Below are 22,900 nucleotides of genomic sequence, written 5' to 3' on the forward strand. Positions count from 1 at the left end.
CGGCGGCCCTTAGAACCCGGTCGTGCCACCGGGTCCGGGCAGATTCGGACCGACGTGCCCCGCCTCTAGCTGGGGCCGCGCGTCGTCCATCGCGCTCATGGCGCGGTTCAGCCTCGCCTGACGCGCCGCGAGGAAGGCCAGTGTCCCCAGGAACAGCCCAAGCAGCAACAGTCCAATCATGGTGCCTCTAAGGGGAGGGGAGACAGGTCCGCTCCCTGTCTCCCCATGATGGTGCCCGGCCGGGCGCTCTGCCTACGCCTCAACTTCCTCCGGCAGTTCCGCGTTGGTGTACACGTTCTGCACGTCGTCGAGGTCTTCGAGGGCGTCCACGAGCGCCATCAGCTTGCGGGCGTCGCCCTCGTCCACCGCCACCGTGTTGCTGGGAATCATGGTGATTTGACCGCCCTCGGGCCGGAAGCCTGCCGCCGCGAGCGCGTCCTGCACGGCATACAGGTCGTTCGGCGCGGTGCTGATCTCCAGCCCGTCCTCGGACTCCTGAAAGTCCTCGGCGCCGTGTTCGATGGCGGCCTCCTGCGCGGCCTCCGAAGTGTCGGGGAGCAGCAGGACGCCCTTTTTCTCGAACTGCCACGCGACCGAGCCGCTGGTGCCCAGGGAACCGCCGCGCTTGTTGAACACCGCGCGGATGTCGGCCACCGTGCGGTTGACGTTGTCGGTGAGCGTCTCGATAAAGATGGCGGTGCCGCCGGGGCCGTAGCCCTCGTAGGTGACTTCCTTGAACTCGGCGGCGCCCGCCTCCGCCCCCAGGGCACGCTTGATCGCGTTCTCGATGTTGTCCACCGGCACGGTGTCGGCCTTGGCCGCCGCGATGGCGTTTTTCAGGCCCAGGTTCCCCGCCGGGTCCCCGCTGCCGCCCGACCGCACGGCGGCCTGGATGGCGCGGATGTGCTTGGAATACATCGCGCTGCGCTTCTTGTCGTTGGCACCCTTCTTGCGCTTGATCTGTGACCACTTGCTGTGACCGGCCATGTTCAGTGTCTCCTTACCGTAAAACCGCGCCCGCCTGGAAACCGGGGGCGCGTGATGAACGCATTCTAGCGCGGGGGCCGCTGGCCCGCAGGAGCCGTCACACCCGCAGGTCCTCTTCCTCGGTCAGGAAGTCCACCGCGCCCGAGCCGATCTCGTAAAAGGCCCCGATCACCCGCACCTGCCCGCTCGCCTCGGCCTCGCGGATCACGGGCTGCTCGCGCAGGGTCGCCGCCTGATGGCGGACATTGTTCAGCACGGCCTCGCGCATCCGGGCCTTCTTGTCGCGGATGGGGGGGAGGTCCCGCACGCTGGGCTGAATGCGGGCGATCAATCGGCGCAGGTGCTCGGGCTCGCGGGCGAGGTCGTCTTCGGGCAGCAGCGCGGCGGCGACGGCCCCGCAGCCCTCGTGGCCCATCACCACGATCAGCCGCACGTCGAGGTGCCGGATGGCGTATTCCAGCGTGCCCAGTTCCGAGTCGCCCACCACGTTGCCCGCCACCCGCGCCACGAACAGGTCCCCGAGCCCCTGATCGAAGACGATCTCCACGGGGACCCGGCTGTCGCTGCACGCGAGCACCGCCGCGAAGGGCGTCTGGCCCATGATCTGGGCGCGGCGCTGGTTGGCGTCGGCCTCGGGGCGGGTGGCCTGCCCGGAAAAGAAGCGGGCGTTGCCGTCCTTGAGGGCCTCGATCGCGTCCTCCGGCGTGGTCATGCGGCCCTGGCGCAGCGCCGCGATGTCCTTCATGCTGGCCCCGCGCCGCACCGCGTCCAGAATGCGCCGTTCGAGATCGGAGACGGGAGCCGGGGTCCGGGCGTCGGGAACGGAAGTGCTCACCCGGTCATCCTAGACCCGGAGGCCCAGGATGACCGGATCCGCTGACCGTTCCTATCTGGGGAACGCCCCGGTCACTGGCCCTGCCCGGCGGTGTACCCCGGCTGGCCGTCAAAGGTGTAGAGGTGTTCGGTCTTCACGAAGTCCAGCCCCGAGTCCGCAACGCGGGCCAGCAGCGCCAGCACGTCGGCGTGCGTGGCGGGCCGCTCGCCGCGCCACAGGAAGCGGCAGCGCCAGTGGTCCGAGCAGGTCGTTTCGGGCAGGCCCTGCGGCCAGACCTTGACCCCCCGGTTGGAGATCATGTCGAGCGTCCAGTCGGTGCCCTCCGCTCCCCGCAGCCGCTCTCCGAGTACGTCCGGCCGCCGCCCCGCGTCCCACCATTCCAGAAAGACATCGGTGCCCACCAGCACCTTCTCGGCGCGGGGACGGGGCGTGAGGCTCACTCGGATCTGGGAGGCCGCCTCGCCCTGCACGGCGGGCAGTCGCTCCGGCACCTGGCCCAGGCGCTCGATCACCGCGTCCGCGAAAGCCTGGGTGCCGACCCGCCGGGCCGTGTGCTCGCCCGCGATGTCCCCGGTGTGGATGCCGTCCTCCAGGGTACGCAGCCAGGCGTTCAGAACCCGCGCCGCCACGTCCCCCTGACCGATGTGCGTGAGCATCAGCGCCGCCGCGTTCAAGAGGCCGCTGGGGTTGGCCTTGTCCTGCCCAGCGATGTCAGGAGCGCTGCCGTGAACCGCCTCGAACAGGGCGACCGACTGCCCGATGTTCGCGCTGCCCCCCAGCCCCACCGACCCCGCGACCTCGGAGGCGATGTCCGAGAGGATGTCCCCGTAGAGGTTGAGGGTCACGATCACGTCGAAGCGCTCGGGCTGGGCGCCCAGCCGCGCCGCGCCGATGTCCACGATGAGGTGGTCAGCCGTGATTTCCGGGTACTCCCGCGCCACCTCGTCAAAGACCCGATGAAACAGGCCGTCGGTGAGCTTCATGATGTTGTCCTTGCTCATCGCCGTGACCTTGCGCCGCCCGTGGGCGCGGGCGTACTCGAAGGCGTAGCGCACCACCCGCTCGCAGCCCTCGCGCGTGACGAGCTTGAGGCACTGGTAGACCTCGTCGGTCTGGCGGTGCTCGATGCCCGCGTACAGGTCTTCCTCGTTCTCGCGCACGATCACGAGGTCCATGCCGGGGTGGTGCGTGGCGACGAAGGGGGCGTAGGCCCGCGCCGGGCGCACGTTGGCATACAGCCCCAGGGCTTTACGCAGGGTCACGTTCACGCTCTTGTACCCGCCGCCCTGCGGGGTGGTGATCGGCCCCTTGAGCAGCACCCCGGTGCGGCGCAGTTCCTCCCACGCCTCCGGCGCGACTCCCGACGACACGCCCCGCAGGTAGACCTCCTGCCCCACCTCGACAGGGCGCGGCTCGATGCGGGCGCCCGCCGCTTCCAGCACCCGCAGGGTGGCCGCCATGAGTTCCGGGCCGATCCCGTCGCCGGGCGCGACGGCGATGGGCGTGAGGGTGGGGGGGGTGGGCGCCTGCGGGGCAGGGTGGACATCGGTGCTGTTCATGGCCTCTCCTTGAAACGCCCGGCGACGAGGCCGGGAACGCGACCAATATAACGAAAAAGATGTCGCGTATCTGATGTCGTAATTTGAACCGCGTCCAAGCAGGCGGTACGGTGGGGCGATTGCACCCGCACATTCCTCCTGCCATGACTGACCCCGCCCCCGACCGTCCCTGGACCTTTCTGACCAACCACACCCATGTCCTGTTGTGTCTGGTGCGGGAGCCGGGCGGCACCCTGCGGCAAGTCGCGGAGCGGGTTGGGATCACCGAGCGGGCGGTGCAGCGCATCATCCGCGACCTGGAACAGGCCGGGGTGATCACGCGCACCCGCGAGGGCCGCCGCAACCGCTACACGGTGAACCCTGGCTTTCATCTGCGTCACCCGCTGGAAGCCCGCCGCACTGTAGGCGAACTGCTGACGCTGCTGGAGGGAGAGGAGACGGGGGCCTGAGCGGGAGGCCGGGGTCATGCTCTAGGCTGACCCCATGACGGCGCCGCTCGACCCCACCGAGGCCCTGACCCTGGACGACCTGCTCGAACGCTACGCCACCCTGCGCGACACCCTGCTGGGGCTGGAGGTCGAGCGCGACGAGCTGGCCGCCCGCATCAAGGCGGCGCTGGCCTCGGGGGAGAAGGCCGAGACGGACCTCTACCGCGCCGACCTCAAGGTGTCGCGCCGGGTCGAGTACCCCCTTGACCGCTTCCGCGACGTGTTCGGGGACGCGGCGGCGCTGGAGGTCGCCACCATCGACCGCAAAAAGGCCGAGGCGCTCGCCAAGGCAGGCGACCTCGACCCCGAGCGGCTGCGGGGGCTCGCCGTGGTGAAGGAGACGCAGGCGCTGGTGCTGGTGCCCAAGACGCGCTGAGACTCATGAACGACGCTCCTTCCGTGGAGGTCGAACCCACCGTACGGGCCTACGCGGGGAGCCTGGGCGCTGCCGGGTGGCAGTGGCTGGACTCGCTGCCGGACGCGGTGGAGCGGCAATGCCGGGACTGGGGACTCCAGAGGGGCGAGGCCCTGACGGGGGGCAGCCGTTCTTACGTGTGCCGGGTCACCCGCGCGGACGGTGGACGGGCCGTGCTCAAGCTGGCCTTGCCGGAACCCGCGCTGGAGACGCAGATGTCCACCCTGCTGGCGGCCCAGGGGCAGGGCTACGTGCGGGTGCTGAAGCACGACCCCGGCCGGGGAGCCCTTCTGCTGGAGGCCCTCGGGCCGTCGGTGGAGGTCGGCCAGGATCTGCCCACCGTGCTGACCCTCACCGCGGAGACGCTAAAGCGGGCGTGGCAGGTATCGCCCGAACGCTGCGCCCTGCCGAACGGGACCGAACACAAGGCGGCCAGCCTCCTGACCCTCGTGCACGACCTAGCCAGGGAGAACCGGGAGGTTCAGGCAGCGGTGGAACAGGCCCTGCGGTACGCCCGCGAGCGGTGGGAGGCCCGCGACCCGGCCCGGCAGGTCATCGTCCACGGCGACCCCCATGTCGGGAATCTGCTGCGGATAGAGGCGGTCCGACCCGGCGCGGAGACGGGCTACGTCTTCGTGGACCCCGAGGGCTTCTTATGCGAGCCCGAGTATGACCTCGGGGTGGCGCTACGGGGCTGGAACTCGCATCTGCTGGCCTCAGACGATCCACAAGCAGAGGTGCGCGGTTGGTGCGGGCAGATGGCGGAGGCGACCGGAACCGACCCCGGAAGCATCTGGCAGTGGACTTACCTGGAGCGGGTGTCAACGGGCCTGTACCTGAACCATCACGGGTTGCCGCAGCTCGGCGCCCTCTATCTGGCGGTGGCGGTGCGGCTCCTAGACTGACCCGAGCACAAAAAAAGCATTGCCGGGAAGCAACGGCACCCGAGAATCATCCCTTATGGCTGCTGCCTTCCGGCCCTGACCAGGTTCGGGCGTTCCCGCTGCGCTGCACCAGCAATGCGCCGCAGAGCATAGCACACCTGTGGAGCCTTGCCGGAGCGGGCACAAGGAGCGGGACACAAAAAGCACCGCCGGAACCCTGAAAGATTCCGGCGGCCCGTTGGTGCTGGAGATGGGACTTGAACCCACACGCCTCGCGGCGCTAGCACCTCAAGCTAGTGCGTCTACCAATTCCGCCACCCCAGCAACGGTTGAAGCGAAAAGGATGATAGGGGGCGGCCTCACGCTTGTCAACCGCGCGGCCCCCTGTCTGCCCCTCCCGGTGTGCTAAGCTCGCGTTTGCCGCCGCGAGTGGTGGGGCCGGGCTGGGCTATTCCTGCCCTTTGCCCCGGCTGCTGCGTGCGGGACTTCACAACAAGAGAGGTACACCGTGATCGACAAACAGCAGACCATCCAGACCTACGCCAAGAGCGCGAACGACACTGGCAGCACCGCCGTGCAGGTGGCGCTCCTGACCGAGCGCATCCAGAACCTGTCCCGGCACCTGACCGAGAACAAGAAGGACAAGCACGGCCAGCGCGGCCTGCAACTTCTCAACGGCCAGCGCCGCCGCCTGCTGAAGTACCTGGAGCGCACCAACTACGACGAGTACATCGCCCTGACCGACCAACTCGGCATCCGCCGCGGCCAGCGCATCGTCCGCTAAACGCCCTTTATTCCCCGCTCCTGGCCTGTCCGGGGGCGGTTTTTTATGGGTGCTGGAACCAATCGCCGCCGGGCACGGGAACTGCGCCGGGAAGGGTCAGCCGCTCTGTCCTGGCGTACACGTAGACCCAGACCTCCTCCGCCTCGCCCGACGCGAGTGCCACGGTCACCCGTTGCCGGTGATACAGGGGCGGCGTCTCGTCCACTCCCTCCAGCGCGTCGAGCAGGGGAAAAACCTGTGCCCAGACCTGCGGCGGGTAGGTCAGCACCTCGCCCTGGACGCGCTCGCCCGGCTCTCCCGGCACGATGGCAGGGTAGTTTTCCGGCGAGAGATGCAGCAGCCGGAAGGCGGAAAGGGTCGCTGCCTGCGTCTGGGGCTGGCCGCACCGCGCCGCCAGCCCCGCGTTGCGCCCGCCGGGGCGGAGGGTGCCGTAGACGAAGACGCGGGGAGGGCGCTCGGGACTCACCCGGCCAGCCTACGCCGAGCAGCGGAAGGGCACATGCGGGCCTCACAAGGAAAGACCGCGCACACATCCCCCCCGGCGGGGGGGCCACACTGCGGCATGAACGCCAACCGGACCGCCGCGCCGCGCGGCCTGATCCTCCTGGCCGCCCTGCTGGTCGCGGCCGAACACGGGCAAGCTCAGCCCGCCGCTCCCGCTGCCGCCCCGGCGGCCCCCGCCACTCCGGCCCGCGCCACCCCCGCGCCCCTCACGGCCGCCGAAACCGCGTCGCTGCGGGCGCTCTACGAGAAGCTGCGCCCCGCCACCCTGCGGATCGAGGACTGCCCGCCCAACGACTGCACCGAGCCCGACGGGGTGGGCACCGCCTTTCACATCGGGGACGGCTACGCGCTGACCGCCTACCACGTCGTATCGGAGGGGCGCAACCTCAGCGCCGTCACGCTGGGCAAGGGACGCTACACGCTGGAGGTGGTGGGCTTCGATGAGGCGTCGGACACCGCGCTCCTCAAGGTGAACCTGCCCGCCCAGATTCCGTCCATGCCGCTGGCGACGGCGCGTCCGGCGGTGGGGGCGCCTACGCTCGCCATTGGCAACGGCAACGGCACCTTCCTGACCCTCAAGACCGGGCGCGTCACCGGGCTGGACGTGGCGTCCGATCAGGCCGATTTTCCCTCGGGCGTCATTGAACTCAATACCCGGTTGCAGCCCGGCGACAGTGGCGGCCCGATCATCAACGCGCAGGGCGAGGCGGTCGGCGTCATCAGCTATATCAGCGTGGCACGGCGGGGGGCAATCACCTCCTACGCGGTGCCCGTCACCCGCACCGACGCCCGGCTGGCCGAGTTGCGCCGTGGGGTCAAGCGCGAATACCCGGTGATCGGAGTGGGGCTGGACCCACGGCTGGACTTCCTGATCAACCTGCCTGCCGACCGCTTTGCCGAAGCCGACGAGCTGCTGGGCCTGGGCCTGGGGACCACGCCGGGGGCTTTTTTCACCCGCGTCTCGCCCGGCAGTCCCGCCGCACGGGCCGGGCTCCGCGCCCTCGACTACGACCAGGACGGCAAGCGGATCTCCGGGGACATCGTGACTGCCGTGAACGGGCAACGGATCAACAACTTCTCCGACTTTCAGTTCGCGGTGCGGCGCTACCAGCCCGGCGACACCATCACCCTGCGCGTGTTGCGCGATGGCAAGACGCTCGACCTGCGGCTCACGCTGGTGCCGCGCACTGCCGTGCAGAACTGAACTCAGGTCAGGAGATGGGCGGGTCTGCCTGCGGGTGGCCCGCCCGCATTTCATGAATTGCGGGAAGAGGACTTGACAATTCTGCCATAAACATAACAATGCAGCTATGGATACCCTGCTGAAGAAAGCGGGCGCGATGCTCGCCCACCTCGACCTCTTCACGCACATGCTGCACCTGCGGGGGCTGCTGCAACTCGCCGCCCACATGGAGGAGCGGGGCGACCGCGTGACCCTGATCTCGCCAGAGGCGATCACGCTGGTCGGGGCCGACATGACCACCGACGAGCGCGTGACCACCAGCAAGGGCGCGACGGTGGAGGCGGGCAACGCCTACAGCGTGCTGCGGACCCTCAAGGGCCACGACGCGCCCGAGTACGCCGTCACCCGTGAGGAACTCAAGGCGCTAAACGCCCGCGCGGTGTCGGAGTTGGAAGCCAGCGACGCGATGCGGGCTTTCGGGGACACGCTGGCGCGAATCGGGGCTCCGGCGGTGGCCCCGGCTCCTGCAGAGGCAGCGGCCGAGCGACCGGGGCGGGGGCGGCGCGGAGCGGAGGTCGAGGTGCCGACGGATCAGCCTGCTGCCTGAAGGGTTGGATGTGGGCGTCACGTCTTCTTCGGGGGACGTGGCGCTTTTTTTGGGGCGGGGCATCTTGATTGCGGCCCTGCCCCCACCCCCAGCCCCTACCCCCAGAGGGGGCAGGGGAGCAGCGCTGCGCTAGGCAAAGGGTGTCCCCCCATGCCCCGGCTTTGCTCGGCCCGTCCCTGTTTCCCCCTCCACGCCATCCTGCCGCCCAAGGGAAAGGCCTCGGCGCTGACGCGCCGAACGGCTCGTCTGCCTGGAACGTGGGCTTGAGGGGTGGGGACGTTGAGGGCGGCGGACACAGGAAAAGAGGGCTTGAGCAATCGCAGGGTTCCATCCCTCTCCTACGGGGAAGAGGGGCAGGGGGGCAGGCGCCACCGAGTAACCTCCCCAGCCGCTACTGCTGCTGCCAGTACCTCGGCGTCTGCGTCGCGGGGAGGAGAATCACTTGATCCGTTCCCGCCCGCTCGGCCAGGTCTTGCGCTTCGCGGTGGGCGCGGCTTTTGCCCAGCCAGCCCGACCAGTACGCTTCCATCGTGGCGGCGATCAGGGCGGTGGGCACGGTGTCGGCCCCGTCCAGCGGGTGAAACAGTAGGTCGAGGTCGGTCAGGGGGCCGCCGTCCGGGCCGCCCACGGGCTGCCAGTAGGGGAGGTCGGCGGTGCGGTAGCCCAGCGCGTGCAGGGCGCGGCGGCGGGCGTGGGGGTCGGTGCCGATGCGGGCTTCGGCGGCCCGTTCCTCGCCGCTCTGGCGACCTGCGAACACGCTGTCGGCAAAGAGGCCCGCCAGGCCGTGCGAGCGCACGTCCTCCAGCCGTATTTCGTTCAGCGCGTGGCCGACCCCTTGCCCCCGCGCTTCCGGGGCCACCGCAAGGAAGGAGCTGAAGCCCGCCTCCGGCAGCAGGTGGTACACGGTGCCGCCCAGTACGTGGCCGGAAGCGTCCTCGGCCACCAGGATGCGGTCGCGGCGCGGTCCCTGGCCCCCGCCCGACACCAGGCGCGGGAAGGCGGCAGGCGGAATCAGCATGTCGGGGGCGTAGTAGCTGCGCTCCTGAATCTCCCCGAAGGCGGCGAGGGCGGGGTCCTGGGGGTCAGTGACGCGGCGGACGGTGGGCGAGGCGGTCATGGGCGGCAGCCTACGCCCGCCTTCCGCCCACGACCGGAAGGCGGGCACGCTGGGCCGCTATCCTGCCCGCATGACCGCGCCCGAATCCTCCGCCAAGTCCGGCGCCGCCGACACGCCCCGCGTGGCGCCCAACTTCATCACCGAGATCATCGAGCGCGACCTCGCGAGCGGCAAGTACCCGCAGGTCGTGACCCGCTTTCCGCCGGAGCCGAACGGCTACCTGCACCTCGGGCACACCTTCGCCTCCTTTCTCGACTTCCAGACGGCCGTGCAGTACGGCGGGCGCTACCACCTGCGGCTGGACGACACCAACCCCGAGGGCGAGAGCGTGGAGTTCGCCGAGGCCATACAGGACGACCTGCGCTGGCTGGGCTGGGACTGGGGCGAACACCTGTATTACGCCTCGGACAACTTCGAGCGGTACTACGAGCACGCCGAGCGGCTGATCCAGCAGGGCGACGCCTACGTGGACTCGGTGAGCGCGGACGAGATGGCGCGGCTGCGCGGCAACGCGACCACGCCCGGCACCCCCAGCGAGTACCGTTCGCGCACGCCGGAGGAGAACCTCGACCTCTTCCGGCGGATGCGGGCGGGCGAGTTCCCGGACGGGGCGCATGTGCTGCGCGGCAAGATCGACCTCGCCGCCGCCAACATGAAGCTGCGCGACCCGGTGCTCTACCGCATCGTGCGCGGGCACCACTACCGCACGGGCGACGACTGGTGCATCTACCCCATGTACGACTTCCAGCACCCCCTGCAAGACGCGCTGGAGGGCGTGACCCATTCGCTGTGCAGCCTGGAGTTCGTGGACAACCGCGCGATCTACGACTGGCTGATGGAGCGGCTGGGCTTTGACCCGCGCCCCCACCAGTACGAGTTCGGGCGCCGGGGGCTGGAATACACGATTACCAGCAAGCGCAAGCTGCGGCGGCTGGTGCAAGAAGGCCACGTCTCCGGCTGGGACGACCCCCGGATGCCCACCCTGCGGGCGCAGCGCCGATTGGGGGTGACGCCGGAAGCGGTGCGGGCCTTCGCCGCGCAGATCGGCGTGAGCCGCACCAACCGCACGGTGGATATCGCCGTGTACGAGAACGCCGTGCGCGACGACCTCAACCACCGCGCCCCCCGCGTGATGGCGGTGCTGGACCCGGTGCGGGTCGTGCTGACCAACCTGCCGGAAGGCGAGACGCGCCCGCTCTCCCTGCCCTACTGGCCCCACGACGTGATCCGCGACTCGCCCGACGGCCTCGTGGCGCTGCCTGGCGGTGAGCGGGTGGCCCCCGAGGCGGCGGTGCGCGAGGTGCCTCTCTCCCGCGAGCTGTACATCGAGCGCGAGGACTTCTCGCTCACCCCGCCGAAGGGCTACAAGCGCCTGACGCGGGGCGGCACCGTGCGCCTGCGCGGGGCGGGCATCATCCGCGCCGACGAGGTGGAGACGGACGAGGCGGGCCACGTGACCACCATCCACGCCACCCTGCTGGGCGAGGACGCGAAGGCGGCCGGGGTCATACATTGGGTGGGCGCCGCGCACGCCCGGCCCGCCGAGTTCCGCCTCTACGACCGCCTGTTCCGGGTGGCGCACCCCGAGGGCGAGAACCCCGACGACATCGCCCCCGATTTTGACCCCGAGCGCATGAGTCACGAGAACGAGGCCGTACCCCTCGACGCGGGCTTCCTGCGGTTCCTGAACCCGAACAGCCTGCGCGTCACACGGGGGTACGTCGAGCCGAGCGTAGTGGGCGACCCGGTGGACACCCGGTATCAATTCGAGCGCCAGGGGTATTTCTGGCGCGACCCGGTGGACAGCCGCGAAGATGCGCTGGTGTTCGGGCGGATTATCACCCTGAAGGACACCTGGGCGAAGGAGGCACAGAAGGACGCGCCGAAGGCGGAAGCCAAAGCGCCCAAGCCTGCCCCGAAAGCCGAGGCTTCCCAGGCCACCCCCCCGAAGCCCCAGGCCGCCTCCCTCACCCCCGAGCAGGAGGCCGAGGTTGCCCGCCTGACTGGGCTGGGGGCCTCGGAGGGCGACGCCCGCACGGTGGCGCGGGACCCGGCACTGCTCGCCTTCCTGGCGGGAGCGCAGCCCGGCGCCACGTTCGGGCAGGTTGCCTCGTGGACGGTGAACGACCTCGCGGGACCGCTGCGGGCGGGCGAGATGCGGGTCACGGCGGCCGACCTCGCGCCGCTGGCCGAGCGGCTGGCCTCGGGCGGGCTGACCACCCGCGTGGCCCGCGCCGTGCTGGCACGGGCGGCGGCGTCCGGCGAGGCCCCGCTGGCGATCATCGAGCGCGAGGGCCTGGGCGCGGGCCTGAGCGACGAGGCGCTGGCGGCAGCCGTGGCGGAAGTCATGGCCGCCAACCCCGACAAGGTGGAGGCGTACCGGGGCGGCCGGGCGGCGCTGATGGGCTTTTTCACCGGGCAGGTCATGCGGGCGACCGGGGGCAAGGCCGACCCTGCGAAGGTGGCGGCGGCGCTGCGGGAGGCCCTGGCGGGCTGAGGGGAGGCCCCTGTCCCGCCCACCCGACCCCCACATAGGCGCGTCAGATTCATGCGCTATAACCTTCCGTTGATGCATAAGTATGCGCTCGCCTCCCTGATCCTGCTCTCCGGTGCCCTCGGCACCGCCTCGGCCCGCGACCTCGCGGCGATCAAGGCGTCGGGGGTGCTGTACGTGGGGACCGAACCCACCTACGCGCCCTTCACCTACACCCAGGGCAAGAAGGTCGTGGGCTTCGAGGCCGAACTCGCCGAGGCGATCGCCCGCAAGCTCGGCGTCAAGGTGGAGTGGCGGCCCAGCGGCTTCGACACGCTGCTGATCGGCCTAGACCGCGACCGCTTCGACCTCGTGGTCTCCAGCCACGGCATCACCCCCGAGCGGCAGAAGGCGGTGGACTTCGCCACCCCGCACTACTGCTCGGGCGGCGTGGTGCTCGCCAGATCGAACGGCCCCCTCACCGTCGCGGCGCTGAAGGGCAAGGCGGTCGGGGTGCAGCTCGGCACCACCTACGCGCAGCGGGCGCAGAAGCTCCCCGGACTGGGCAGCGTGAAGACCTACCCCACCAACGCCGACGCGCTCCAGATGCTGCTCGGTGGCCGCGTGAACGCCTTTGTCACCGACCGCTTCGTCGCGCTGGAGGCCCGCAAGAAGTTCCCGCAGGCGAACCTCAAGCTGGGCGAGATGCTCTTTCAGGAGAAGATCGGCATCGCCGTGAAAAAAGGCAATACGCCGCTGCGCAACGCCGTCAACGCCGCCCTGCGGGGCGTGATGGCCGACGGCACCTACAAGAAGATTTCGACCAAGTACTTCGGGGAAGACATTCGCTGCAAGTAAGTCCCGAAAAAGCCGGAGAGCGGAGGGCCGCGTCGCCTTCCGCTCTCTGCATAGTGTTCCCGGCTCAATTCAGCGTGCGCCCGCCGCTCTGCCCCATCAGCGTCTCGGCCTTGCGGAGGTGGTCTTCCAGGGTGCCGCGCCAGTCGTCGCTTTCGGGGGTAAATTCCAGCGCCTGCTGGGCATGGGCGTAGGCGGCGGCGGGGTCGCGGAAGCCCTGCTGGGCCATCACGTCGGCGGCCATCTGGTGACCCATCACCCAGTCGCGGGTGCCCTGGGCGGATTCGCGCACCACCCGCTCGAAGTGGTCGAGCGCCTCGTCGAGGTGGTAGTACTCCAGCGCCACGTTGCCCAGCACCATACTCGCCGGAATCACCGCGCCCTGCGCGAGCGCCTGCTCGGCGGCGGTCTGCGCCTCCTGCAAGCGGCCCAGGCGGTAGTCGCACTCCGCGAGGTCGGCCAGCACCTCCGGGCGGTAGGGGTAGTCGGGGTCCGAGAGGGCCGCTTCCAGATGCTCGCGGGCCTCCACCGGACGGTCGAGGTCGAGCAGGGCCACCCCCAGTTCATGCTGCGCGAAAGGGCGGTCGCCGTCCCCTGCCAGCGCCAGCGCCCTCTCGAACTGCGCCAGCGCCTCGTCGTGGCGGCCGAGGTGGGTCAAGACCTGGCCCCACACCAGCGCCACCCCGTAGCTGGGGTCGCCGTGTTGCCGCTCCAGCCTGTCAGCCTCGCGGATGCTCTCCAGCGCGTCCTCGGGCTTGCCTGTCTGAAGCAGGGCCTGTGCCTGAAGGTAGTGCCAGGTGGCGAGGTTGAGGCCCTCCTCTTCCGCGTTCTGCCCGCTGTAAAGGGGACGCGCCTGCCCCAGCAGAGAAAGCGCCGCTCCCATGTCCCCGAGTTGCAGTTCCAGCGCCGCGCCCTCCTGCAGCATCACCGCCCGGTTGAGGCCGGAAGCGTGGTGCGCGGCCTCCGCATAGAGATGCCGGGCCTCGGCCGTGTGCCCCAGGCTCTCCTCGGCGTCGGCCTGCCAGCTTCGCAGCCGCCAGCGCAGGTGGGCGGGCAACTCCGCGAGGGGCAGGTGAAGCTCCAGGGCGTCCTGCGGGTGCCCGGCCAGCGACAGCGCGGCGAGGGCGTGGTAGCGGGCCAGCGGCTCGGCGGCTTCCCTCACTTCGGGCGGGGGCAGGACTGCGTCGGGGCCGCGCAGCCGGGCGTCGAGTTCGGCGCTCAGGGCGACATACAGCGGATCGGTGCGAATCGCCGGGTCAAGGGTGCGGGCATCGCGCAGCGCCGCGCCGACTTCGGTGGTGGCGGGGTCGCCGTAAAGGGCCTGCACGCTGGCGAGGTACAGCGAGAGCCGGGCCTTGCGGGGGCGGTCGGCCTCGTGCAGGGCACCCTCCAGCACGCTGAAGGCCGTGTCGTAGTCGTCCCCCGCGAGCGCCGTGCAAGCCTGCTGCCAGGTGGTGGCGACATCGATCATCACCCCCCAGGATAGCGCGGGCAGGCAAGGGGGCGGGGGGCCACCTTTCGGCGGACGACGCCCCCCGCTCGCCCCGTGGTCAACTCGAGCTGTTCCCGGAGGTTTGCCCCATGCCACTGACCCGCCTTGCCCGGCCCCTCGCCCTCCCCCACCGTTCCCTACGCCGAATTCGCGCGGCTGCTGGAGGCGGGCTGGATTGAGCGGGTGGTGGTGCGCGGCGAGCGGGCGGAGGTCACGCTGGGCCCCCCCTGAGCCGGGGCAGGTGGCTGTGCGTCTGCCGCCAAATCAGGATGCCGCCCTGATGTCGCAGCTTGAGGGGCAGGGGGTGGACTACCGCTTCGAGGCGCCGAATCAGTGGCTCTCCATCCTGTTGAACTTCCTGCCCGTGCTGCTGTTTTTCCTGCTGCCGCTGGCCCTCTTGGCCGTCCTGCTCGTCGTGCTGGCACGGCGCGGGCGACCCCACACGCCTTAACCGACGCTCCATGAACCAGAGGTGTGATGCGGAATACGCACACACATCTTGAGTCTGGTACACTCAACCCTAGTGGGACGGATGCCGTCCCAATCGTTCTATTTTCCCTGGAGGCACCACTCTTGAGGCGGCTCAATCCCTGGCTGATCGTCCTGTTCGTTCTGGCTCTGTTCCTGATGTTCTCCCAGGCCCCTGGCGGATCGCGGGCCACCGTCGGTTACAACGTCTTCAAAGATCTGCTCGCGCAGGACCGGGTCGAGCAGGTCGTCGTGCGTGACAGCGTGGCGACGGTGCGCCTGACCGAACCCACCGAAGTCCCGGTCGTGGGGGGCCAGCAGCCAGTCCAGACCGACCGCGTGACGGTGCGTCTGCCCGGCAACCAGGCCACGCCCGACCCCACCCTGATCTCGCAACTTGAGCAGCAGGGCGTGGATTACCGCTTCGATGCGCCCAGCCAGTGGCTCGCCATCCTGCTGAACTTCCTGCCCATCCTGCTCCTGATCGGCCTGATGTACTTCTTCTTCATGCGGGCACAGGGCGGCCAGAGCGGCGTGATGCAGTTCGGGCAGTCGCGGGCCAAGAAGTACGGCAAGGAAAACCGCGTGCAGACCAAGTTCACCGATGTGGCGGGCCACGAGGAAGCCAAGCGCGAGCTGATCGAGGTCGTGGACTTCCTGAAAAACCCCGCCAAGTACCATCAGATCGGTGCCGAGATTCCCAAGGGCGTGCTCTTGGTCGGCCCTCCCGGCACCGGTAAGACGCTGCTGGCGCGGGCGGTGGCGGGCGAGGCGGACGTGCCTTTCTTCAGCGTCTCGGCCTCCGAGTTCATGGAGATGTTCGTGGGCGTGGGCGCCAGCCGCGTGCGGACGCTGTTCGAGGATGCCCGCAAGAGCGCCCCGGCGATCATCTTCATTGACGAGATCGACTCCATCGGCCGCAAGCGCGGCGCGGGCATCGGCGGCGGCCACGACGAGCGCGAGCAGACCCTGAACCAGATCCTCTCGGAGATGGACGGCTTCGACAAGTCGAGCAGCGTGATCGTGCTCGCGGCGACCAACCGCCCCGACGTGCTGGACCCCGCGCTGCTGCGCCCCGGCCGCTTTGACCGTCAGGTGACCATCGACCTGCCGAACCTCAAGGAACGCGAGGCGATTCTCAAGGTCCACCTGCGCAACAAGCCCCTCGCCCCCGGCGTGGACGTGCCGGAAATCGCCAAGAGCACGCCGTACTTCTCGGGCGCCGACCTGAAGAACGTGACCAACGAGGCCGCGCTGGAAGCCGCCCGATTGGGCAAGACCCAGATCGATATGAGCGACTTCTACCGGGCGCTCGACAAGATCACCCTGGGTCTGGAAAACGGCTCGCTGAGCGTCAGCCCTGAGGAAAAGAAGGCCATCGCCTACCACGAGGCCGGGCACGCCGTGACCTCCGCCGTGATTCCTGGCAGTGACAAGCTCCAGAAGGTTTCCATCATCCCGCGCGGGCGGGCGCTGGGCGCCGCGTTCTACCTCCCCGAGGAACAGGTGCTGATGAGCAAGGAGCGGCTGGAAAACCAGCTCGTGGTCGCGCTGGGGGGCCGCGCTGCCGAGGAAGTCTTCATGGGCAGCGTGACCTCGGGTGCCGCCGACGACTTCCGCAAGGCGACGAACATCGCCCGCAAGATGGTGCTGGAGTGGGGCATGGGCGAGAACTTCAAGAACATGGCCCTGACCACCGATTCCGGCCCGGTCTTCCTGGGCGAGGACATGGCCAAGCCCAAGGCCTTTTCCGAGCACACCTCGCAGCTTGTGGACGAGGACGTCAAGCGCATCCTGAGCCGTGCCTACGAGCGGGCCAAGGGCCTGGTCACCCAGTACGGCACGGCCATGCACGAGGTCGCGGACGCCCTGCTCTCGGAGGAACTGATCACGGGCGACGTGGTGCGCGAGGCCGTCTCCCGCGTGGGCGGCAGCCCGCAGACCGGCACGCCGACCCCGCAGCCCACGATGTAACCCCGCCGCAGGTGCCAGCCCCCCGTCCGAGTGGCGGGGGGTTTTGCTGTACTGGCGGGAATCAGGCCCTGGAGACGTTCGGCAGGTAGAAGAACAGGTCCAGCGACGGCGGCCTGATCCCCTGCGTCCGCAGCAGCGCCGCGATCTGCGCCGTGTGCCGGACCTCGTGCAGCAGGACATGCCACAGCAGGCCGTCCAACTTGAAGTGCTCCCCCGGCGCGTCCTCCACGACGCGCTCCAGATCGGCATCAGTGAGCGTGGCGAGATAGGTCAGGGTGCTCGCCTCCACCGCCCGCCAGTAGTCCAGCAGCTCCGGGAGGGGAAAGGCCGCGTAGACTGGGCCGTCTCCGGCGGCTTTGATGGCGGGAAAGGTGTCCTCCACGGGTGTGTCACGCAGGACCGTGTAATGAATCCAGCCGTCTTCCACCGCTGCCGTGTGCGCCACGAGGTCCTTGATGCAGCGGAACCGCTCGCCGTCCAGCAGCGGGCGCGACAACACCTCATCCGGCACCCCTTCCAGCGTGGCCCACAGGTCCCAGCGGGCGCGGACGAGGTAGGCGTAAAGATCAGGGATATTCATCACTCCCGCCAGATCGCCCAGTGGTCGTCCAGTGCGTCCATCTCCTCTTTCGTCCGGCCACCCAGCCGCAGCAGGGCCATGATCTGCCCCCGGTGGTGGCTGTCGTGAACGATGGTGTGCTGGAGGAAGTGGGCTGGGTGGGAACGGTAGGCGCCCTCGTTCCAGGGGTCCGCAAAGGGCTCGCCCGAGTCCAGATGGGCTTGTACCGCGTTCACGGTGGCCTCGTCGCCCGCAGCGAAGGCGGCGGCTAACTCGGCCGGGGGACAGTCGTGCCAGCGCCACTGGGGGTCGCCGTCTGCGTCTCGTTGCGTGTGGTCGAGCAGCGGGTCCGCGTGTTCGCGCGACAGGTTCCACAACCAGCCCACGCGGAAGCCCGCCATATGCCGCAGATGCCGCTCGATGGTCCAGCCGCCCCGACCGTCCGACAGGTCGAAGTCGGCGGGCGTGAGGGCCGCCAGCACCGTTTCGTTCACGCGCCCATTGCGGCGGAAGGAGTCGAGCAGGAGAGAGAGTTCAATCATGGACACCTCTGGGAAGAGTGGAAGTCGTGCGGAAGAGTCATCAAGCCACCTCCAGGTGTACGCTCACGAGGTCGCCTTCCTCCAACCCCTCGGCCTGCCGAACGCTGGCCCGAACGGGCAGCACATAGAGGTCCCCCTTGGGAAACAGCGAGGTCTTCCATGCGGTCGTGCCGACCTGGACGCGCACCGGAATCATGCCCCAGCCGTAAGTGACGAGGCCGGAGGTGGCCTTCAACTCGCCGGACTGCTCCGCCGGGACGGTCACGAAATACCAGGGGGCCGGACCGCGCCAGAACCACAGCGGGCCGCTGAATTCCAGCCGCGTGGACGGACGACTCGGGCCCGACACGTTCCTCACCGCTCGTAGAAGGCGGGAGGCTCGATTCCTAACGCCCGCAGGTACACGTAGCCCTGGCCCCGGTGGTGAATCTCGTTGTCGATGGTGTAGATGGCGGCGGCCCAGCCGGTCATCTCACCCCAGGGAAGCGTGTGCGTCTGTGGGAAAAAGGCGAGGTCCACTTTCAGGAACTCCCGTTCCAGCCGCCCAGAGAGCGCGTCCCAGGCCTTCAGCAGTTCGGCGCGGTCCTTAGAGACGCCTTCCCGCCAGTCGGGCTCGGGCCACTTGCCGGTCAGCAGACCATTCAGGGTCAACTCGCTGACCTGGTGAATCTCCCAGGCCATCACCCCGAATGGGCGCATGGGCGGCGCGGCACTGAAGGTGAACAGTTGATCTTCCGCGAAGACCTCAATCACACGGCGGGTCAGGGCGCGGTGGCCCTGCCAATAGATAAGGAACTCCTCAAGCGAGACGATGGTTGCCGTCGCGGTGTTCGTCATCTTGCTCCCTCCTGGGATGGTGTTACGTCCCTAACGTAAACGAGATTCCCGTCAGGGCATGACGCTTTTGGGTGTCATGCTGTCTTCCATGTACGACCCCTCCATGCGGGTGCTGACCGTGCTGGAACTGCTGCAGGCGCGGGAAACCGTGACGGGCGCGGAGCTGGCGCGGCGGCTGGAGGTCAGCCCGCGCACCGTGCAGCGGTACGTGGCGCGGCTGCAAGACCTCGGCATCCCGGTGGAGGGGCGGCGGGGGGTGGGCGGCGCGTACCGCCTGAAACCCGGCTTCCGGCTGCCGCCGCTGATGTTCACGGGGGAAGAGGCCCTCAGCCTCGCGCTGGGGCTCCAGGCGCTGCGGCACCTGGGCTTGCAGGCCCTGGCTCCGGCGGCGCACTCGGCGGGCGCCAAGCTGGGGCGCACCCTGCCCCACGCCCTGCGCGAGAGCGTGCAGGCGCTGGAGGACGCCGTGCAACTGGACGCCTCGCCCTGGGTGGTCACGACGGACGCGGCGCTGCTCTCGCAGGTGCTGGAGGCGGTGCGGGCCGCGCGGACGGTGCGCTTCGAGTACGTCTCACACCAGGGTCAGACAACCGCGCGGGACGTGGACGTGTACCGCGCCGTTCATCTCGGCGGGCGCTGGTACACGGTGGGCTGGTGCCACCTGCGCGGCGAGCGGCGCTGTTTCCGGCTGGACCGGATGCGCGGCCTGAGCGTGCTGGACCTGGGCTTCACCCCGCCCGACGCCTTCGACGCCCTCGCGTACCTGCGCGACACCCTCACCGACTTACCCCCCGCCCACGCGGTCAGCGTGTGGCTCGCTGCTCCGCCGGAAGAACTGGCCGGGCGCGTCTCGCTGTGGCGCACCGACCTCACCCCCGAGGGCGGCGGCTCCCGGCTGCGCTGCCAGCGCGAGGACCTGGAGAACTTCGCCGCCTTTCTGCTGGGGCTGGGGTGCGCCTTCCGGGTGGACGGCCCGCCCGAGTTGCGCGGGGTGTTCGGGCGGCTGGCCGGGCGCTGCGCGGCGGCGGAAGCCGGGGGTACACTGGCCCATGACCCAGAACCCGGTGCCCCATGACGACCTGCTGCGCGGCAAGGCGTACACGGAGGGGGAGATCACTGTTACCTACGACGCCCCCCGCTGCACCCATGTCGCCAACTGCGTGCGCGGCCTGCCCTCCGTTTTCCGCCCCAAGGAGCGGCCCTGGATTCAGCTCTGGAACGAGACGGACGCCGCGCGGGTGGCCGAGGTCGTGCGGACCTGCCCGACCGGGGCGCTGCACTACGCGCTGCACGGCGCTCCCCCCGAAGCGCCCGCCATGCCCACCACCGTCATGCCCGTGAAAGACGGTCCCCTCGTGATGCGCGGCGACCTCGTGATTCAGACCCCGGCGGGCGAGGTGCGCGAGGTGCGGGCCGCCCTGTGCCGCTGTGGGGCGAGCGGCAACAAGCCCTTTTGCGACGGCACCCACGCGAAGATCGGCTGGAAGAGTGACCAGCCCGGCGGCCAGGCCACCCCCGACCAGCGCGGCGACGGGCAACCGGAAGAAGGCCAGCAGGCGGACGGGGCGCGGGGAGCAGAGGGACGCTAGGCGGGGAGGCTCTGCCCTGCGGCTCAGGGAAGCAGGGTCCAGGGCACACGTTCCCCCGTCTCGGCCACCTGCCAGAGATACGGCCCGGGCTTGAGACGGCTCAGTTCGGAGAGCGAGAAGCTGGGAAAGGTGCGTGACTCGCCCGGCTGGAACACGGTGCGGAGCAGCACGTCGGTGCAAATGATCGGCTGTTCGGCGTCCGGCAGGCGCTCGCCCCGGAGCGTCAAGACCCTGACCGGCAGGCTGCCTCCACACCCGTGGGCGAGCAGGGCGGGGCGGTTCAGGGGGTTGGTCAGCGTGACGTTCAGGCGGTTTTCTCCGAACGGCGTGGTCTTGAGCGCGGTTATGCCCGCCGGAGTCAGCGTCTTGGCCGTCACTTCGGCGCGGAATTGGGGCCGCTCATGCCGCGAGATGACCAGATCAGGCACCCCCACCGCCCGTGCCAGCCGCGCCGTCTCCGTTACGGAAGTGTTCACCACCACTCGGTTGAGCGCCGTGTCCACCCGCACGGTGGTCTGTGGGCGCACCCGTTTGACCGCCTGCGCCGCCCGCACGAGGTCGGCGAGGCTGTACTGCGCTTTCACGGCCTCTGCGAGGTCCACGCTGTACTTGCGCCAGTAAGGATCTGTCTTCAGCCGTGCCCGCACGCGCTCCGCCTGGGTCACGTCGGTCAGGGCAGGAACCAGCCCGTCCCTGAACGTGAGGCCCGCGAACGCGGGGAGTTGCTCAGCGATTCGCAGCAAGGCCGGCCACTCGGCGGGCGCGTAGCTCAGTCCGAAGCCCTCGCTGCTCTCGGCAGCCGCCACAGGAGCCAGCAGGACGCTCAAGAAAGACAGGCTCAGCAGACAGCGCATCATGCCCCAGCCTGACACGTCCCTCTGACTCTGCGCTTTCAGGGGCAGAAGGTCGGAGGCAGACAGCGCCCGGGTGAGGTTCTGCCTTCTGTACCTTTCTTGGACGCTCTATTCCTCCACCGTGTGCCCCGCCCCCCGCAGCGCCGCCAGCGCGTCTGGCAACCGCGCCGCCGGGACCAGCACGTAATCGGTGTCAAAGGTGCTCAGCGCGAAGATGCCCACCCCGGCCTCCCGCAGCGGCTCCAGCACGGCGGTCAGGATGCCCGTCAGCCCGAAGTCAAAGGGACCGTGCAGCTTCAGCGCGGCCCACCCCGCCTGATGCCGGACACCGGGCGGGAGGTGCGCGGCCTCGCACAACAGCGACAGTTCCTCGGCGGTGCGCGTCAGGCTAAAGAACTCTCCGCCGAGCGGCGGCAGGGGAGCCTCCGGCGGAAGCTGGGCGACGGCGAACTCGGTGGGCGTGGCGCCCCCCAGGACCGAGAGCGTGAGGTGGGGGCGGGCCGGAGGAGTCATGGGGGAGGATGGCACGCCCGCTACACTGCCCTATGACCTCCGCCTTGAACATCCCCGACCTGATCCGCAAGAAGCGCGACGGCGAAGCCCACACCCGCGCCGAACTTGAACAACTTGTGCTGGGCTACACGCGCGGCGACGTGCCCGACTATCAGGTCAGCGCGTGGCTGATGGCCGTCTACCTGCGCGGCATGACCGCCGGGGAAACCGCCGACCTGACCCTAGTGATGGCCGACTCAGGCGACCAGATGGACCTTGGCGACTTGCCGCGCACCGTGGACAAGCACTCGACGGGCGGCGTGGGCGACAAGACCAGTCTGATCCTGACGCCCATGCTCGCCGCCCTCGGCCTGACCGTCGCCAAGATGAGCGGGCGCGGGCTGGCCCACACGGGCGGCACCATCGACAAGCTAGAGAGCTTTTCCGGCTGGAGCCCCGACCTCCCCGAGGACCGCTTTCTGGCCCAGGCGAGCGAGATCGGCCTCGCGCTGATCGGGCAAACCAGGGACCTCGCCCCTGCCGACGGCAAGCTCTACGCCCTGCGCGACGTGACCGCCACGGTGGACTGCCTGCCGCTGATCGCCTCTTCCATCATGAGCAAGAAGCTGGCGTCGGGGGCGCACACGGTCGTTCTCGACGTGAAGGTGGGGGCCGGGGCCTTTATGCGGACGCTGGAGGACGGCCGGGGCCTCGCCCGCGCGATGGTGGACATCGGCACCCGCGCCGGACGGCAGGTTCGCGCCGTGCTGACCGACATGGACACCCCGCTGGGGCACATGGCGGGGAACAGCCTGGAGGTGCAGGAAGCCCTGAGCACCCTGCGCGGCGAAGGCCCCGAGGACCTCACCGAGTTGTGCGTGGCCCTGGCGGTCGAGGCGCTCGCGGCCCACGGCGAGGACCCCGCAGAGGCTGAGGCCCGTGCCCGCGCGACCCTGACGGACGGCTCGGCCCTGGCGAAGTTCCGCGCCTTCGTGAAGGCCCAGGGCGGGGACGCCGCGCTGGTGGACTACCCCGAGCGGCTGGACGTGGCCCCCGGCCGCTCGGACGTGGTGGCCCCCGCTTCCGGCTTTGTCGAACGCCTTGATGCCCTCGCGGTGGGCCGGGCGGTCCTCGTGCTGGGAGGTGGACGGGAGCGCCAGGGCGAGGCCATTGACCACGGGGTCGGGGTGGAAGTGCTGAAGAAGCCCGGCGAGGCGGTGGGGGCAGGCGAACCCGTCTTGCGCCTCTATCACCGGGACGGCCGGGGACTGGAGGCGGCCCGCGCCCTGCTGGAGGAGGGGCTGGCGGTGACGGACCGGGCGCCCGAGCCCCAGCCGCTGATCCTCGACCGGGTGAACTGAGCCCCGGCCCCGACTTCGGGCCCGGCCCGGTGACGGGGGAA

At 69.6% G+C, this 22,900-nt stretch carries 27 protein-coding genes, 1 tRNA gene and 1 other RNA gene; 14 read left to right on the forward strand and 15 right to left on the reverse strand.

The window, feature by feature from the left end:
- Nucleotides 1-9 precede the first annotated feature (9 nt).
- The 4 genes from F8S09_RS17690 to F8S09_RS12395 all read right to left on the reverse strand — a co-directional run bounded on the left by F8S09_RS17690 (nt 10) and on the right by F8S09_RS12395 (nt 3,381).
- Nucleotides 10-180 carry a hypothetical protein gene (locus F8S09_RS17690; protein ID WP_194165331.1) on the reverse strand — a complete coding sequence of 57 codons (171 nt, stop codon included), beginning with the start codon at nt 178-180 and terminating at the stop codon, nt 10-12.
- 72 nt (nt 181-252) lie between these two features.
- Nucleotides 253-987, reverse strand: coding sequence for a YebC/PmpR family DNA-binding transcriptional regulator (locus F8S09_RS12385; RefSeq protein ID WP_152871808.1), 735 nt, complete (start codon nt 985-987; stop codon nt 253-255).
- Nucleotides 988-1,084: 97 nt separating this feature from the next.
- Nucleotides 1,085-1,732 carry a carbonic anhydrase gene (locus tag F8S09_RS12390; protein WP_152871913.1) on the reverse strand — a complete coding sequence of 216 codons (648 nt, stop codon included), beginning with the start codon at nt 1,730-1,732 and terminating at the stop codon, nt 1,085-1,087.
- A 161-nt stretch (nt 1,733-1,893) separates the two neighbouring features.
- Nucleotides 1,894-3,381, reverse strand: a complete 1,488-nt coding sequence (locus F8S09_RS12395) for an NADP-dependent isocitrate dehydrogenase (protein ID WP_152871809.1) — start codon at nt 3,379-3,381, stop codon at nt 1,894-1,896.
- Between the two features lie 143 nt (nt 3,382-3,524).
- On the opposite strand from F8S09_RS12395, the gene F8S09_RS12400 reads away from it, so the two are divergent.
- The 3 genes from F8S09_RS12400 to F8S09_RS12410 are packed head-to-tail and all read left to right on the forward strand — an operon-like array spanning nt 3,525 to nt 5,189.
- Nucleotides 3,525-3,830, forward strand: coding sequence for a helix-turn-helix transcriptional regulator (locus tag F8S09_RS12400; protein ID WP_152871810.1), 306 nt, complete (start codon nt 3,525-3,527; stop codon nt 3,828-3,830).
- 34 nt (nt 3,831-3,864) lie between these two features.
- The gene (locus tag F8S09_RS12405) at nt 3,865-4,245 is read left to right on the forward strand and encodes a hypothetical protein (RefSeq protein WP_152871811.1); all 381 of its coding nucleotides are present in this window, start codon (nt 3,865-3,867) and stop codon (nt 4,243-4,245) included.
- A gap of 5 nt (nt 4,246-4,250) precedes the next feature.
- Entirely contained in the window at nt 4,251-5,189 is a 939-nt protein-coding gene (locus tag F8S09_RS12410; RefSeq protein ID WP_152871812.1) for an aminoglycoside phosphotransferase family protein, read from the forward strand.
- Between the two features lie 16 nt (nt 5,190-5,205).
- On the opposite strand, the gene ffs is transcribed toward F8S09_RS12410, so the two are convergent.
- An RNA gene (gene ffs, locus F8S09_RS12415) (signal recognition particle sRNA small type) lies at nt 5,206-5,304 on the reverse strand.
- A gap of 103 nt (nt 5,305-5,407) precedes the next feature.
- A tRNA-Leu gene (locus F8S09_RS12420) sits at nt 5,408-5,492 on the reverse strand.
- A gap of 184 nt (nt 5,493-5,676) precedes the next feature.
- On the opposite strand from F8S09_RS12420, the gene rpsO reads away from it, so the two are divergent.
- Nucleotides 5,677-5,952: a 30S ribosomal protein S15 gene (gene rpsO, locus F8S09_RS12425; RefSeq protein WP_322618793.1), complete on the forward strand. Its 276-nt coding sequence runs from the start codon at nt 5,677-5,679 to the stop codon at nt 5,950-5,952.
- Nucleotides 5,953-5,995: 43 nt separating this feature from the next.
- On the opposite strand, the gene F8S09_RS12430 is transcribed toward rpsO, so the two are convergent.
- Nucleotides 5,996-6,418 carry a gamma-glutamylcyclotransferase family protein gene (locus F8S09_RS12430; protein WP_322618794.1) on the reverse strand — a complete coding sequence of 141 codons (423 nt, stop codon included), beginning with the start codon at nt 6,416-6,418 and terminating at the stop codon, nt 5,996-5,998.
- Nucleotides 6,419-6,514: 96 nt separating this feature from the next.
- Here F8S09_RS12430 and F8S09_RS12435 point away from each other — a divergent pair, with 96 nt between their 5' ends.
- Both F8S09_RS12435 and F8S09_RS12440 read left to right on the forward strand, forming a co-directional pair.
- Nucleotides 6,515-7,660 (forward strand): S1C family serine protease, encoded by a 1,146-nt coding sequence (locus F8S09_RS12435; RefSeq protein ID WP_152871814.1) that lies wholly within the window; start codon nt 6,515-6,517, stop codon nt 7,658-7,660.
- 106 nt (nt 7,661-7,766) lie between these two features.
- Nucleotides 7,767-8,246 carry a multidrug DMT transporter gene (locus F8S09_RS12440; RefSeq protein ID WP_152871815.1) on the forward strand — a complete coding sequence of 160 codons (480 nt, stop codon included), beginning with the start codon at nt 7,767-7,769 and terminating at the stop codon, nt 8,244-8,246.
- A 391-nt stretch (nt 8,247-8,637) separates the two neighbouring features.
- Here the strand turns inward: F8S09_RS12440 and F8S09_RS12445 are convergent, their stop codons facing one another.
- Complete coding sequence (locus F8S09_RS12445; RefSeq protein WP_152871816.1) at nt 8,638-9,363, reverse strand: GNAT family N-acetyltransferase; 726 nt, start codon at nt 9,361-9,363, stop codon at nt 8,638-8,640.
- 70 nt (nt 9,364-9,433) lie between these two features.
- Here F8S09_RS12445 and F8S09_RS12450 point away from each other — a divergent pair, with 70 nt between their 5' ends.
- Together F8S09_RS12450 and F8S09_RS12455 are read left to right on the forward strand one after the other, a co-directional pair.
- Nucleotides 9,434-11,860 (forward strand): glutamine--tRNA ligase/YqeY domain fusion protein, encoded by a 2,427-nt coding sequence (locus F8S09_RS12450; RefSeq protein ID WP_152871817.1) that lies wholly within the window; start codon nt 9,434-9,436, stop codon nt 11,858-11,860.
- 72 nt (nt 11,861-11,932) lie between these two features.
- The gene (locus F8S09_RS12455; protein WP_152871818.1) at nt 11,933-12,694 is read left to right on the forward strand and encodes an ABC transporter substrate-binding protein; all 762 of its coding nucleotides are present in this window, start codon (nt 11,933-11,935) and stop codon (nt 12,692-12,694) included.
- 64 nt (nt 12,695-12,758) lie between these two features.
- Here the strand turns inward: F8S09_RS12455 and F8S09_RS12460 are convergent, their stop codons facing one another.
- Nucleotides 12,759-14,162, reverse strand: a complete 1,404-nt coding sequence (locus F8S09_RS12460) for a tetratricopeptide repeat protein (RefSeq protein WP_152871819.1) — start codon at nt 14,160-14,162, stop codon at nt 12,759-12,761.
- Nucleotides 14,163-14,288: 126 nt separating this feature from the next.
- On the opposite strand from F8S09_RS12460, the gene F8S09_RS18175 reads away from it, so the two are divergent.
- From F8S09_RS18175 to ftsH, 3 genes are all read left to right on the forward strand, one after another.
- Nucleotides 14,289-14,414 (forward strand): hypothetical protein, encoded by a 126-nt coding sequence (locus F8S09_RS18175; RefSeq protein ID WP_265469061.1) that lies wholly within the window; start codon nt 14,289-14,291, stop codon nt 14,412-14,414.
- A 49-nt stretch (nt 14,415-14,463) separates the two neighbouring features.
- Nucleotides 14,464-14,634 (forward strand): hypothetical protein, encoded by a 171-nt coding sequence (locus F8S09_RS17695; RefSeq protein WP_194165332.1) that lies wholly within the window; start codon nt 14,464-14,466, stop codon nt 14,632-14,634.
- Nucleotides 14,635-14,756: 122 nt separating this feature from the next.
- Entirely contained in the window at nt 14,757-16,625 is a 1,869-nt protein-coding gene (ftsH, locus tag F8S09_RS12465; RefSeq protein WP_194165333.1) for an ATP-dependent zinc metalloprotease FtsH, read from the forward strand.
- Between the two features lie 61 nt (nt 16,626-16,686).
- Here ftsH and F8S09_RS12470 read toward each other — a convergent pair whose 3' ends face one another.
- The 4 genes from F8S09_RS12470 to F8S09_RS12485 are packed head-to-tail and all read right to left on the reverse strand — an operon-like array spanning nt 16,687 to nt 18,563.
- Nucleotides 16,687-17,205 carry a DinB family protein gene (locus tag F8S09_RS12470; RefSeq protein ID WP_152871821.1) on the reverse strand — a complete coding sequence of 173 codons (519 nt, stop codon included), beginning with the start codon at nt 17,203-17,205 and terminating at the stop codon, nt 16,687-16,689.
- A complete protein-coding gene (locus tag F8S09_RS12475; RefSeq protein WP_152871822.1) occupies nt 17,205-17,726 on the reverse strand; it encodes a DinB family protein in 522 nt (173 codons plus the stop codon). The genes F8S09_RS12470 and F8S09_RS12475 overlap by 1 nt, the downstream gene beginning before the upstream one ends.
- 40 nt (nt 17,727-17,766) lie before the next feature.
- Nucleotides 17,767-18,075, reverse strand: coding sequence for a DUF1905 domain-containing protein (locus tag F8S09_RS12480; RefSeq protein WP_322618795.1), 309 nt, complete (start codon nt 18,073-18,075; stop codon nt 17,767-17,769).
- Nucleotides 18,076-18,080: 5 nt separating this feature from the next.
- Nucleotides 18,081-18,563 (reverse strand): DinB family protein, encoded by a 483-nt coding sequence (locus F8S09_RS12485; RefSeq protein ID WP_152871823.1) that lies wholly within the window; start codon nt 18,561-18,563, stop codon nt 18,081-18,083.
- A gap of 88 nt (nt 18,564-18,651) precedes the next feature.
- Between F8S09_RS12485 and F8S09_RS12490 the strand changes: the two genes are divergently transcribed.
- Together F8S09_RS12490 and F8S09_RS12495 are read left to right on the forward strand one after the other, a co-directional pair.
- Nucleotides 18,652-19,638, forward strand: a complete 987-nt coding sequence (locus F8S09_RS12490; RefSeq protein ID WP_152871824.1) for a helix-turn-helix transcriptional regulator — start codon at nt 18,652-18,654, stop codon at nt 19,636-19,638.
- Nucleotides 19,613-20,152 carry a (4Fe-4S)-binding protein gene (locus F8S09_RS12495; protein WP_152871825.1) on the forward strand — a complete coding sequence of 180 codons (540 nt, stop codon included), beginning with the start codon at nt 19,613-19,615 and terminating at the stop codon, nt 20,150-20,152. Before F8S09_RS12490 ends, F8S09_RS12495 begins: the two co-directional genes overlap by 26 nt.
- A 23-nt stretch (nt 20,153-20,175) precedes the next feature.
- Here the strand turns inward: F8S09_RS12495 and F8S09_RS12500 are convergent, their stop codons facing one another.
- The gene (locus F8S09_RS12500; protein WP_152871826.1) at nt 20,176-20,979 is read right to left on the reverse strand and encodes a hypothetical protein; all 804 of its coding nucleotides are present in this window, start codon (nt 20,977-20,979) and stop codon (nt 20,176-20,178) included.
- Nucleotides 20,980-21,114: 135 nt separating this feature from the next.
- Nucleotides 21,115-21,519: an ACT domain-containing protein gene (locus tag F8S09_RS12505; RefSeq protein ID WP_152871827.1), complete on the reverse strand. Its 405-nt coding sequence runs from the start codon at nt 21,517-21,519 to the stop codon at nt 21,115-21,117.
- Between the two features lie 32 nt (nt 21,520-21,551).
- Here F8S09_RS12505 and F8S09_RS12510 point away from each other — a divergent pair, with 32 nt between their 5' ends.
- Nucleotides 21,552-22,859, forward strand: a complete 1,308-nt coding sequence (locus F8S09_RS12510) for a thymidine phosphorylase (protein WP_194165334.1) — start codon at nt 21,552-21,554, stop codon at nt 22,857-22,859.
- Nucleotides 22,860-22,900 lie beyond the last annotated feature (41 nt).

This window comes from Deinococcus terrestris (assembly GCF_009377345.1).
GTDB classification, from domain to species: domain Bacteria; phylum Deinococcota; class Deinococci; order Deinococcales; family Deinococcaceae; genus Deinococcus; species Deinococcus terrestris.

Excerpts from the sequence above, each read along its gene's own strand:
- F8S09_RS12490 (WP_152871824.1), top strand. The coding sequence starts at position 18,652 with ATGTACGACCCCTCCATGCGGGTGCTGACCGTGCTGGAACTGCTGCAG.
- F8S09_RS12440 (WP_152871815.1), top strand. The coding sequence starts at position 7,767 with ATGGATACCCTGCTGAAGAAAGCGGGCGCGATGCTCGCCCACCTCGAC.
- F8S09_RS12405 (WP_152871811.1), top strand. The coding sequence starts at position 3,865 with ATGACGGCGCCGCTCGACCCCACCGAGGCCCTGACCCTGGACGACCTG.
- F8S09_RS12510 (WP_194165334.1), top strand. The coding sequence starts at position 21,552 with ATGACCTCCGCCTTGAACATCCCCGACCTGATCCGCAAGAAGCGCGAC.
- F8S09_RS12505 (WP_152871827.1), bottom strand. The coding sequence starts at position 21,519 with ATGACTCCTCCGGCCCGCCCCCACCTCACGCTCTCGGTCCTGGGGGGC.
- F8S09_RS12450 (WP_152871817.1), top strand. The coding sequence starts at position 9,434 with ATGACCGCGCCCGAATCCTCCGCCAAGTCCGGCGCCGCCGACACGCCC.
- F8S09_RS12385 (WP_152871808.1), bottom strand. The coding sequence starts at position 987 with ATGGCCGGTCACAGCAAGTGGTCACAGATCAAGCGCAAGAAGGGTGCC.
- F8S09_RS12445 (WP_152871816.1), bottom strand. The coding sequence starts at position 9,363 with ATGACCGCCTCGCCCACCGTCCGCCGCGTCACTGACCCCCAGGACCCC.
- F8S09_RS12455 (WP_152871818.1), top strand. The coding sequence starts at position 11,933 with ATGCATAAGTATGCGCTCGCCTCCCTGATCCTGCTCTCCGGTGCCCTC.
- F8S09_RS17695 (WP_194165332.1), top strand. The coding sequence starts at position 14,464 with ATGTCGCAGCTTGAGGGGCAGGGGGTGGACTACCGCTTCGAGGCGCCG.
- F8S09_RS12460 (WP_152871819.1), bottom strand. The coding sequence starts at position 14,162 with ATGATCGATGTCGCCACCACCTGGCAGCAGGCTTGCACGGCGCTCGCG.
- F8S09_RS17690 (WP_194165331.1), bottom strand. The coding sequence starts at position 180 with ATGATTGGACTGTTGCTGCTTGGGCTGTTCCTGGGGACACTGGCCTTC.
- F8S09_RS12390 (WP_152871913.1), bottom strand. The coding sequence starts at position 1,732 with ATGAAGGACATCGCGGCGCTGCGCCAGGGCCGCATGACCACGCCGGAG.
- F8S09_RS12470 (WP_152871821.1), bottom strand. The coding sequence starts at position 17,205 with ATGAATATCCCTGATCTTTACGCCTACCTCGTCCGCGCCCGCTGGGAC.
- F8S09_RS12410 (WP_152871812.1), top strand. The coding sequence starts at position 4,251 with ATGAACGACGCTCCTTCCGTGGAGGTCGAACCCACCGTACGGGCCTAC.
- F8S09_RS12485 (WP_152871823.1), bottom strand. The coding sequence starts at position 18,563 with ATGACGAACACCGCGACGGCAACCATCGTCTCGCTTGAGGAGTTCCTT.
- F8S09_RS12475 (WP_152871822.1), bottom strand. The coding sequence starts at position 17,726 with ATGATTGAACTCTCTCTCCTGCTCGACTCCTTCCGCCGCAATGGGCGC.
- F8S09_RS12395 (WP_152871809.1), bottom strand. The coding sequence starts at position 3,381 with ATGAACAGCACCGATGTCCACCCTGCCCCGCAGGCGCCCACCCCCCCC.
- F8S09_RS12400 (WP_152871810.1), top strand. The coding sequence starts at position 3,525 with ATGACTGACCCCGCCCCCGACCGTCCCTGGACCTTTCTGACCAACCAC.
- F8S09_RS12495 (WP_152871825.1), top strand. The coding sequence starts at position 19,613 with ATGACCCAGAACCCGGTGCCCCATGACGACCTGCTGCGCGGCAAGGCG.
- F8S09_RS12435 (WP_152871814.1), top strand. The coding sequence starts at position 6,515 with ATGAACGCCAACCGGACCGCCGCGCCGCGCGGCCTGATCCTCCTGGCC.